We start from the raw sequence: 11,056 nt of genomic DNA on the forward strand, positions 1-11,056 counted from the left end.
AAATCATAGAAAATACTGTCGAAAAAGGAAGTTTTCTTGTTCGTGTAAAACTCAACACAATGGATTTTCTGAAAAGTTTTCGAGTATATTATATTTTTAATTTGTAGAATAAGGTTTTTTCCTTTTTGCATATTTCACCTAAAAAGGACACATTTTAGACTTCTTTGTTGAAATAAAACAGAAACAAAAGTGCTGTCCCTTGCACTCTTTGGATAATTTAATGATAAAAAATTTGGAGAGAAATTTTATACACAATCTCTGACATTTTTCCTTAAGTTGACGCCATTGTGTGAACGGTTACGGTTTCCCGTCTTCACCATGCTATATAGAAAAAAGTCTGGATTCCAATTTGCATGACAATATGGGGTATCTGCTTCTTTCATCCCAGTGGGATCTTTTATTCCATTTTATCAACAGTTTGTTTTGCAGTATCAAACAATTTTAATCCTATAATCCCGAATGTAACTAAAATAAAGCATATTACTTCGAATAAATTAACTGGTTCATCAAATAGGTAAACTCCAAGTATCGAAGCTCCTATAGCGCCCACTCCAGTCCAAATTGCATAGCATACTCCGATAGGTATAGAACGTGTCGCGAGCGAAAGTAAATATGTACTAAGAGCCATGGAGAGTATGCTAATTATTGATGGTACGAGATGAGTAAATCCATAACTATGCTTAAGTGTTATGACCCAGAACACTTCAATTAGTGACGATAAGAGTAAATATATCCAATTCATGCATAAATTTTTAGGTTTAAATAGAGAGCTTTAGCCCTATGCTTCCTATTACAATTAAAACGATACATAAAACTTGAGATAAATTAATATTCTCTGTGAAAGTGGTTGCACCAATTATAGTTATTCCAATTGTGCATATTCCAGAGGAAACTGCATAGCATACCCTAATAGGTAGAAAGCATGCTGCAAGAGATAAAAAGTAAATGCTAATGATCATAATTACCAATGTTGCAATCGAAGGCACAACTTTAGTAAAACTGTTACTAAACTTTAGCGTTACAGCCCACAGTATCTCTAGGATACTAGACAGCAACAAATACAACCAGCACATTTTCGTAACATTTCAATCTTGTATTGTAACAGAAATTGTTAGTTAAAACTACATTAAAGTGCAATAGATCTCTCTTTCGGAATTGCTTTAATATCAAACTTAAAACAACATCCTAAAAAACTTTTCTACGAAATTCAATTCCTGCACGTCATTTGCTGCATAAAGTGGTGTAGTTTGTTGCTCAATACCTGGTATTTCTACAAAAACTTTGCCCACTTCTTGACCTTTTTTAATGGGTGCAGGTATCATATCTTTATATTCAATACGCACCTTAATTTGGTCATGCAATTTGCGGTTGTAAGTTATGGTAACATCGTTTGCAACTGTAATAGGCACTTTTCTATCTTTTCCATAGAGAACATTTACTTCCTCAACTACGCTGTCTTTAACGAATATTTTCTTAGTGTTAAAATGATTTAAGGAGTATTGTATCAATCTTTTTGCTTCTTCTATTCGCTCTTTCTCAGTGTTTAAACCATTTACGACAGCAAAAATTCTCCTATCATTTCGTTTTGCAGATGCTACAATGCCGTAACCACCAGCATTTGTATAACCGGTTTTTAAGCCATCAACCCCAATATCGTGAAAAAGTAGAAGATTTTTATTCTTTTGTACAATTTCATTATATGTCAAATATTGTTCGGAAAATAAATCATAATATTCAGGAAAATCGGTGAAAATCCTTTTTGCCAGCATTACCAAGTCTTTTGCGTTCATAAAATGATCTTCATCTGGCCACCCGCTTGAGTTGACAAAATGACTGTCATTCAGATTCAAATTTTGTGCAACTTCATTCATTTCAGCCACAAAATTCTCTTCTGATCCTGCAATGCCCTCGGCTAGTGTTATGCAGGCATCATTGCCTGAGACTATTGTAATTCCTTCAAGTAATTCCCTCACCGTAACGGATTGACCTTCTTTCAAAAACATAGAAGAGCCTCTCCTTTCCCACGCTTTTCTACTTACTCGAAATTTATCCTCCATGTGTATTATTCCAGCTTTTAGATAATCGAAGGCTATATATAAAGTCATTAGCTTGCTCATTGAAGATGGGGCCATTTTTTCATCAGAATTATGGTCAAAAATGAATGAGTCTGAAGCTAAATCTAAGACTACTGCTTGCTTTGCTTTGGTTCTAAACTGGTATGAGTATGAAGAAAAAGGAAGTATAAAAACTAATAGCAAAATTACCAATCTGCTTAACATATCTATAATTTTAAATTTATAGTGTACTAATTAATAGTATAATTTTACAGGGGCATTTCAATAGATCTCTTGCATAAAAATTCCTTGACAAACCTTGCCAGCCCCCTTATCATGAAACTGAAGCTATTTATTTATCTTCTCTATACAGATTAAATGACAAAAAAACTCGCGTATCTGGCGTCTCATGTTTAATTTTTTGCACTATGTGCACCTTATGTCTTTATAAAATTTCTAGGTTTTTACCTAATATAAGCTAAAATGCGCTTATAAAGCATTTAAAACATAAAAAAACGCCAACTTAAAAAATGGATAGTGAATAACTAGCTACCCTAGGGTTTCTTTTGCCTTTTTTTCTGTTTAGTAAATTTCTTAAACATTCATGACTAAAGGTTAGTTGCATTAAAAAGCAGCTAAATCGCGGTTATTAAGCGTTTAGAATAAAAAAACGCCATACTTGAAAGTATAATGTAAGTAATTAGCCAACCACGGGGCTTCTTTTGCCTTTTTTTTCGTTTGGTAAATTTCTTAAATATTTATAGCTAAACGACAACCGTCATCCCGCTACGTGTTAGCGGGATCTATGTTAAGGTATGGCGGTTAAATAAGGGATCTATGTTAAGAGATACCGCGAATGAATCGCGGTATGACGGTTCGCGGCGGGATTCCAGTGTCTGGGCACTGGGATGACAGGAAAAGGGGCTACTTGGATTACAGCAGATCACCTCTTCACAAAGATTTTATCAGTAATACGCATATCAATAATACTCCAATCGCTGAAAGTAAAATCAGTTGTATTGTGTAAGTGGTTTAAATAGTCCCATGCACTATAAGGGTTATCTTCAGGCAGTTTTACTGTGGAATCGTTATCAAGTATGATATTCCATCTTCTATTCCCTATATAAGCAAAAGAAGAAATGTGGTCACTTAATTGAGTTTTACTCTCTAACACATCTTTAACAAATTCTAGGTTTGATAATGAGTTTTGTCCTGTAATTACAACAAGATCATCTACTAGATAGTCATCTACGATCACTTTACCTTCAAAATCAATTACCGAGGTTTTGTTATTATCTTTCCAGAGAGCAAACGGTTTATGCTCATCTATATTAATGTGTAGAGTATTGGGCAAAATTCTGTGAACTCTTACGTGTTTTATCCATCTGCTTACGGATTGTATGTTACCGGCAAGTTTTGAAAGTGATATATACAGGATAGGTTGCGTTCTATCTGTCAAACTTAGAATATCCTTTTTGTTTGTAAATTTATTGCCGCTCACGACTACTTCGTCGATTGAAAATCCACTACTGAGTAATAAACTAGATAGGCAGTCATTGTACCAAGTAAAGTAGTAATTAAATCGATTTATTATTTTATCAAGTGAGCTGTAAAGTATTAGCGTAAGAAAAAGTGCTGTGATAACAACCAAGGCACACTTACGCAAAAAACTCCTTTGGCTTCTAGTAATACTGCTCAACATGACTTAAATCCCTAATATTTTTGTGCTGCAAACTATCTTCAATAATAATTTTAACTAATTCATTAAAATTGATTCCTTTTGCCAATTTTGCAATTTCTGGCACTAACGATAACTCAGTAAAGCCAGGATGTGTATTAATCTCAAGCATTTTTAAAGTGTTATTTTTGGGATTATAACGGAAATCTGAGCGGGAAATAGTTTTGCATCCTAAAAATTGATGTATTTTCAGTGCGTGTTCCAAGGTCATTTTATATATATTGTCAGGAATTTTAGCAGGAAATATATGTTCTGCAAATCCATCTGTATACTTTGCTTCATAATCATAGAATTTATTTTTTGGTCGTACTTCTATAGTGCCAATTGCTTCATCCAGCAATACAGCAGTATGTAACTCTATGCCCGGTATGTATTCTTCTACGATCATCTTTTCCATTATAGTAGAACTATTATTTTTCAGTTCTAAGTAATCCTCGTGCGAGAAAATTATGTACACTCCAATACTTGAACCTTCATTAATTGGTTTTAAGACGTACGGATAATCGATTTTAATATTATTTTTTAGTACATCTTCTCGGCTAATTACATAACCTTTTGGAGTGTCGATATTAAGGGATCGAAATATATGCTTTGACATCACTTTATTTATAGCAACGGCAGAAGCCATAACTCCTGAGTGTGTATATTTTATACCTAAGATTTCCAATAAACCTTGAATGCAGCCATCTTCACCATAAGGTCCATGCAGAGCGATAAAAGCAAGGCCCGGATTAATTTTTTTAAGCTTTTCAGCAATATTGCTGTCAACATCTATTTCTATTGCATTATATGAAAGGCTATCGAGCGCCTTCTTCACTGCTTTTCCGCTCATAAGCGATATTTCTCTCTCACAAGAAAATCCACCACTTAAAATTGCTATAGTTGGAATCATAAGCATTCTATGTTTCGCTATATAGCATACATAATGGTTACATTAAGCTTATTAAATACCTACTTTGGCTAACTATAAACTTTCTTCAAGCACTTTTTTTATCCACTTCAAATAGCGTGCTCTGCAACGGTAGTGGCGTGTTTGCTGCACCTTTATACTGTTCACAGATAAGCTTTTCTAAATCCTCAGCAGATTGTTCTTTTGCTTCTTCTTTTTTCACTACTCCACTAGTTACTAAATCAATTAAGGCTGTAGTGTGTATTATCATTCGATTATTTAGCTCAAATATCTTTTTTGTATCAAGTGAAGAGTTTCTAATTAAGGCAGATAGTGCATGCATATATTTGTCTATATCAGAAAGACTTTTGCTTATATCATAGTTGCTAACTAACATATATTCCTTCAAACGCTCAATTTCTTCTGGAGTAAACTTGTAAACTTCATCAAGTTTCCTTATTAAAGATATAGTAAGTATTCTACTTAGAACTCTCAATTCTCTAATAAATTGTACTCCTTCTCCTTCAGGATAAGACATTTCTTCTTTTTTATATTTCTTAAATAATTCTTGATCATAAGACTTTCTGAGATCTGACGTCATTGCCAATGCTAACTCTTTTGAACCTAGCTTAAAAACTTCGTTGAAGCTGCTTGCGTTGGCATCTTGTGCACTGCCTGCAGTAATTCCACAACTCCAAGAAATCTTTTCAAACAAGCTATGATACTCTTTTATCATCTCTTCCAGCAATATTTTAATATCATCTTCGGTTCACTCTACTGTTGATAATAGATCACATGCTTTTTCAAGATTACCGTTCGCTTGAAAAAGTAACCCTTCAATCTTTTTAATGGTTTCTCTTTTATTTATACTCATAACTTACCCCCAAGATTTAATGCTAACAGCTAGTTTTATAATCAAATATTTCAAAAGTCAATAAGCCTTTTTCCTTAATCCTTAAATTAATCGATACTAATTTATCAGCATAACAACTTAGATAACGCAACTATTTTCAGCAACCAAAAACAACAACCCTGAAATACAAAAAGTTTCTTTTCCTTCAGTAGCATTATTCTAAATTTTCATCAAAATAAGCTGTTTTATCCTTTTTTTCCTTATACTCTTCTGCAGTGTAGAGGGGTTGCTTTTTAGCTGTGATATTTGGCCACTTTTGTGAGTATTCTACATTTATATCGTAAAATAACTTGAAAGTTTTTTGTTCGCTGCTCAGCAACTCTTCATCTAGTTCTAAAATATCTTTTATGGAATCATCAGTTACAATTGCATCTACTGGACACTCAGGTATGCACACTCCGCAATCAATACATTCATCTGGGTTAATCACGAGCATGTTTTTGCCTTCATAGAAGCAGTCAACGGGACATACTTCCACGCAGTCTGTATATTTACATTTTATGCATTTATCTGTAACAAAATGGGTCATAAAACACTGTATATTTGCATTATCTTGGGTACACTAAATTGATAAGAAATTCAAGCTTTTTATGAAGATAAATAAATTGAACAACAAAGAATTAGAAGTATGGTTAAGCCTGGCTAGAACCATAGGACCAATAAAGTTTTTTAGTATACTAAGAACACACGGATCGCTAGATGAGGTGCTAAAATATCTCAATAGGGTGGCTAATGATAAGGTGTATGGCATTCAAGATGCACGAGAAGAAATCAATAATGCAGAAAGAATTGGAGCTAAAATTATACCCGCATGTGACCCAGATTACCCTGATCTTTTAAGAAATATCCCTAGTTGTCCTCCTGTAATAACTGCGCTTGGTGATATATCATTATTAAGCCGTGAGATAATTGCAATAATCGGTGGGCGTAACTCTTCAATGAATGGAAGAAATTTTGCCAATAAGTTGGCACTTGATTTAAGCGAAGCTGGTTTTATTATCGTTTCTGGACTTGCAAGAGGAATTGATACTGCAGCAAACAGTGTAATATACAAAAATCATCCCACTATTGCTGTTACAGCAAGCGGAATTGATGTGGTGTATCCAAAAGAGAATTTTGATCTATACAAAAAAATCACTGGGAACGGTGGGTTAGTAATTACTGAGCTTCCATTTGCTACTAAACCAAAGCCTCAGTATTTTCCTCAAAGGAATCGAATTATATCTGGCCTATCGCTAGGTGTTGCAGTGATTGAAGCATCGAAACGTTCTGGCTCTCTAATAACAGCAGATTTTGCTTTAAATCAAGGGAGAGAGGTGTTTGCAGTTTCTGGTTTCCCTTTAGATTCACGCTGTAGTGGTAGTAATTATTTAATTAAAAACGGTGCTAAGCTTATCGAATCCGCTGATGACATAATAGAGAGTATTAGGTTTAGTTTACCTCCGCAGCAAAAAAACCTATTTGATGTTGAGTACCATTTTGTTAACCAAAAACAAGAAAAATTACAACAGGCAAAATCTGTTATAGTTGATCATATTAACTCTGTACCTGTTGATATAGATGAACTTATATTAGCAAGCGGACTTTCTACCAACATAGCTCTAATGGCTCTTTTAGAACTAGAGTTGGAAAACAAAATAGAGCGTTCACCGGGGAATAAAATATCGTTAATTTTCTAGATTACTTTAGCTATACTAGATGCTCGTACAGACATATGCTTGACACTGAAATGATGCCATTTGTTATAGGATTCTTAGTTGCTGATTTTAGAATTGATAAGAGAAAACTTTTTTTCAACTTGTTGTATAATTTTATAAAAGTGATCGAAATCTAAGCTTGCACTGCCAATTAAAACTCCTGATAAATTTGAGATACTGAGCAAATTTTCTATATTTTCTGAACTGACTGAACCACCATATATAATGTGTTTTTTACTAGTACACAATTTTATTACCTCTATCACCTTAGCAATTGCATCATTATTTGGCACATGACCTGTGCCTATTGCCCATATTGGCTCATATGCTACGGTATATTCACCGTGTGTTGGCAAACGGTTTTTGCATTGATATTCTATTACTTCTTTTGTTTTTTCATTCTTATAATCTTCTGAATTTTCACCCACACAGATAATTGGGTGTAAGCCTGATTCTATTGCTATTTCCGACTTAAGTTTTATTTCACTATCTTTTTCATTAGCCCTTTCAGAATGCCCAAGTATTACGTAAGTACACCCTAGTTCTTTTAACATTTCTGCACTAATTTCACCTGTGTAAGAACCGAACTTTTTATGATGGCAATTCTGTGCTCCTATATTAATATTATTGTTCAACTCTATACTGCTTGGAAATGACGTAAAAGGAGGGCAAATCACTAGCTTAGAGGTAATTTCGTTGCTCTTGTTGTTAAGTTTGCCTATAAAGTCAACAAATGAAGAACGCATTCCATTCATTTTCCAATTTGCTACTATTAAAAAGGACATCAACTTTACTTATATGGGCGAGAGTGCCGGCTGTCGGACTTGAACTGACAACCTACTGATTACAAGTCAGTTGCTCTACCAATTGAGCTAAGCCGGCGTTAAACACATTAATAATATACAATTATCAATGAATTTTCGTCAACTAATTTTTAAAATACTGTATAATGAAAATAATATGAAAAAATTTTTACTGAAGCCAAAAAAGAGTCTAGGGCAAAATTTTATTTTATCGAGTGAGATAACAAAAAAAATCGTCGCTTTAGCTGGTAGTCTGGAAAATTTTAATGTCATTGAAATTGGTCCTGGATATGGTGCATTAACAAGAGAAATATTGGTGCATAATCCAAAGTCTCTACTTTCTATAGAAAAAGATAGAGATTTAGTAAAACACCATGACCAACTGCTAAATGAGCATCAAGGAAAGTATAGAATTATAGAAGCGGATGCACTGCATATTATAGAAGAAGAGCTGATAGAGCGCCCAGTTAAAGTTATTGCTAACTTGCCTTACAATATCTCGGTAGCGTTATTTTTAAAGTGGTTAGATAGTATAAAATTTTTTACGAGTTTGACATTAATGTTTCAAAAAGAGGTAGCAGATCGCATTACAGCAAGACCCAATTCTAAAGATTATGGTCCTCTATCAGTGCTAAGCCAGTTACTATGCGATATAAAAAAGGAATTTGATATTGAACCTAAAGAGTTTTTTCCAAGACCAAAAATACATTCTTCAGTAATTACAGTAAATCCTTTGCCTACCCCAAAGTTTGTAGTAAACTTGGAAACCTTAATAAAATTAATACGTGCTGTTTTTGCTCAAAGAAGAAAGATGCTGAGAAATAGCTTGCAAAATATAACGAACCACGCTGAAACTGTCCTTGAAAACGCTAAATTGAGTGGAAATGAACGTCCAGAAAACTTAACTATTGAGCAGTTCTGTTTGCTGGCAAATAATGTAGAATGCTTATTGTGCAATAAAATGTATTAGCAACTATATAGCTTTTCTATCTCCTAAAAACAGTTAGAGCTATACAATTAAAGGCTCCTAGCTAATTTTGCCTATTGCAATTTAATTAATTGGCGTATAAGCTTTAAATAAAGCCTATGAAAAAAATGGAAGCTTGTTATTCGTTTGACGATATACTTCTTTTGCCAGCCTATTCTAATATATTGCCTTGCGATGCAGATACAAAAACTTATTTAACAAATAGTATAGAACTAAATATCCCTCTCATATCCTCTGCAATGGATACTGTTACTGAATCGGGCTTTGCAATAGCTATTGCCCAACATGGAGGGATAGGTTGCATACATAAGAATTTATCAATAGATGAACAAGTTTTAGAAGTGAGAAGGGTGAAAAAATATGAAAGTTGGATCGTGTATAACCCAATTACGATTTCACCGGATAAAACAGTTGCGGAAGCAATTTCATTAATGAGAGAGCACAATTATTCTGGCATTCCTGTAGTCGATCAACGCAAGTTAGTTGGAATTTTAACTAACCGAGATGTGAGATTTATTGAAGACCAGAACATGAATGTAAAAGTTTCCGAAGTGATGACAAAAGATAAGTTAGTGACAGTGCGGGAGCAGGGAGTGAATAGTGCCTCAGCAATGAAATTGTTGCATGAAAATAGAATAGAAAAGCTTTTGGTCGTAGATGAAAATTCTTGTTGTATAGGTTTAATTACGGTTAAAGACATTGAAAAATACAATAGATACCCAAATTCATGTAAAGACAGTAAAGGGCGTCTCAGAGTTGCCGCTGCAATTGGCACTGGTAAAAAAGATGGTATAGACAGATGTGAAGCTTTGATCGGAGAAGAAGTTGATGTAGTTGTTGTGGATACTGCTCACGGTCATTCCGAAAACGTTATCAATACCATTAGGGAAATAAAAAAGATGTATCCTAATACGCAATTAATTGGCGGAAACATTGCAACAAAGGAGGCTGCTGAAGCGTTGATTGATGCGGGTGTTGATGCAGTGAAGGTTGGAATAGGACCAGGATCAATCTGTACAACCAGAATAGTTACAGGTGTTGGTGTGCCACAATTCTCTGCAATCAAGAATGTTGCAGAGGCGTGTAGAGCAAGAAACGTCAGACTAATTGCTGATGGTGGGGTAAAATACTCAGGAGATGTTGCAAAAGCTATTGCAGCTGGTGCTGACTCTGTGATGATTGGTTCGATTTTTGCTGGCACTGACGAAAGCCCAGGTGAGATTATTATGTATAAGGGCAGAGCATATAAAGGCTATCGAGGAATGGGATCTATTAGTGCAATGAAACGAGGTTCAGCTAGCCATTATTTTCAAGATAAAGATTCAAAACTCAAATTAGTTCCACAAGGAGTGGAAGGAAGAGTTCCATTCAAAGGTCCAGCTTCAGGAGTAATCCATCAATTGATTGGCGGATTGCAAGCTGCAATGGGGTATACTGGTAATAGGAATATAGAAGAGATGAAAAAAAATTGTAAATTTGTTACTATTACTGCATCAGGATTAAGAGAGAGTCACGCTCATGATATAGTCATTACACAAGAAGCTCCAAATTATGCTTATCAAACGTCCAATTTGTCAACCGATTCGGAGTAGTCCAGAAAAAGTAGAGAGAAAGTTAAGACGTTTTTGGAGTAAAATAAAACGTTTTTTCAAAATATGACAAATAGAAGAGAATATACAGCAGAATTCAAATTAGAAGCTGTTAAGCTGGTTAAAGAAACAGGTCAAGCAAGTACAAAAATAGCAAAAGATCTAGGTATAGATGGCAGTATGTTAAGTAAGAAAATATGATGGAAAAATGTCTGTAGCATACGCATTTCCAGGCAAAGGCTCCTTATGACAAAGAAAGATTTGATCTAAAAAAAGAGCTAATAAGAGAAAGAGACATCTTAAAAAAAGCCCTGGGCAAAGAAAAAGAGTAAAGTATTCTTTTATATAGAAATTGCTATAAAACACAGGAACTATGTAGGGTTTT

11 protein-coding genes, 1 tRNA gene and 2 pseudogenes are annotated in these 11,056 nt (G+C 34.3%); 4 read left to right on the forward strand and 10 right to left on the reverse strand.

The window, feature by feature from the left end; translation table 11 throughout:
* From OZD64_RS04430 to OZD64_RS04465, 8 genes and pseudogenes are all read right to left on the reverse strand, one after another.
* Positions 1-131 (reverse strand): annotated as a pseudogene (locus tag OZD64_RS04430) (IS4-like element ISWosp8 family transposase); the annotation flags it as partial.
* A gap of 266 nt (positions 132-397) precedes the next feature.
* Positions 398-742, reverse strand: a complete 345-nt coding sequence (locus OZD64_RS04435; RefSeq protein ID WP_006279756.1) for a DMT family transporter — start codon at positions 740-742, stop codon at positions 398-400.
* Positions 743-758: 16 nt separating this feature from the next.
* Complete coding sequence (locus OZD64_RS04440; RefSeq protein ID WP_010082606.1) at positions 759-1,073, reverse strand: DMT family transporter; 315 nt, start codon at positions 1,071-1,073, stop codon at positions 759-761.
* 99 nt (positions 1,074-1,172) lie between these two features.
* Positions 1,173-2,279 (reverse strand): D-alanyl-D-alanine carboxypeptidase family protein, encoded by a 1,107-nt coding sequence (locus tag OZD64_RS04445; RefSeq protein ID WP_010082605.1) that lies wholly within the window; start codon positions 2,277-2,279, stop codon positions 1,173-1,175.
* 718 nt (positions 2,280-2,997) lie between these two features.
* On the reverse strand, positions 2,998-3,756 hold the full coding sequence (locus OZD64_RS04450) for a cell division protein FtsQ/DivIB (RefSeq protein ID WP_010962363.1): 759 nt from the start codon (positions 3,754-3,756) through the stop codon (positions 2,998-3,000).
* On the reverse strand, positions 3,737-4,690 hold the full coding sequence (locus OZD64_RS04455) for a D-alanine--D-alanine ligase (RefSeq protein ID WP_010082603.1): 954 nt from the start codon (positions 4,688-4,690) through the stop codon (positions 3,737-3,739). Before OZD64_RS04455 ends, OZD64_RS04450 begins: the two co-directional genes overlap by 20 nt.
* A gap of 79 nt (positions 4,691-4,769) precedes the next feature.
* Positions 4,770-5,417, reverse strand: a complete 648-nt coding sequence (locus OZD64_RS04460) for a hypothetical protein (RefSeq protein WP_010962361.1) — start codon at positions 5,415-5,417, stop codon at positions 4,770-4,772.
* A 331-nt stretch (positions 5,418-5,748) separates the two neighbouring features.
* Positions 5,749-6,123 carry a ferredoxin family protein gene (locus OZD64_RS04465; protein ID WP_010082601.1) on the reverse strand — a complete coding sequence of 125 codons (375 nt, stop codon included), beginning with the start codon at positions 6,121-6,123 and terminating at the stop codon, positions 5,749-5,751.
* A 61-nt stretch (positions 6,124-6,184) separates the two neighbouring features.
* Between OZD64_RS04465 and dprA the strand changes: the two genes are divergently transcribed.
* Complete coding sequence (gene dprA / locus OZD64_RS04470) at positions 6,185-7,273, forward strand: DNA-processing protein DprA (RefSeq protein WP_274999385.1); 1,089 nt, start codon at positions 6,185-6,187, stop codon at positions 7,271-7,273.
* A 74-nt stretch (positions 7,274-7,347) separates the two neighbouring features.
* On the opposite strand, the gene OZD64_RS04475 is transcribed toward dprA, so the two are convergent.
* Together OZD64_RS04475 and OZD64_RS04480 are read right to left on the reverse strand one after the other, a co-directional pair.
* Positions 7,348-8,076, reverse strand: a complete 729-nt coding sequence (locus OZD64_RS04475; protein WP_015588848.1) for a triosephosphate isomerase — start codon at positions 8,074-8,076, stop codon at positions 7,348-7,350.
* 24 nt (positions 8,077-8,100) lie between these two features.
* Positions 8,101-8,173: transfer RNA gene (locus OZD64_RS04480), tRNA-Thr, on the reverse strand.
* Positions 8,174-8,251: 78 nt separating this feature from the next.
* On the opposite strand from OZD64_RS04480, the gene rsmA reads away from it, so the two are divergent.
* From rsmA to OZD64_RS06885, 3 genes and pseudogenes are all read left to right on the forward strand, one after another.
* A complete protein-coding gene (gene rsmA / locus OZD64_RS04485) occupies positions 8,252-9,064 on the forward strand; it encodes a 16S rRNA (adenine(1518)-N(6)/adenine(1519)-N(6))-dimethyltransferase RsmA (RefSeq protein ID WP_038228092.1) in 813 nt (270 codons plus the stop codon).
* Between the two features lie 116 nt (positions 9,065-9,180).
* Positions 9,181-10,674, forward strand: coding sequence for an IMP dehydrogenase (gene guaB, locus OZD64_RS04490; protein WP_274999386.1), 1,494 nt, complete (start codon positions 9,181-9,183; stop codon positions 10,672-10,674).
* A gap of 63 nt (positions 10,675-10,737) precedes the next feature.
* Positions 10,738-11,056, forward strand: a pseudogene (locus OZD64_RS06885) (transposase); the annotation flags it as partial.

Source organism: Wolbachia endosymbiont of Drosophila tristis (genome assembly GCF_028981745.1).
Taxonomy (GTDB): Bacteria; Pseudomonadota; Alphaproteobacteria; order Rickettsiales; family Anaplasmataceae; genus Wolbachia; species Wolbachia pipientis.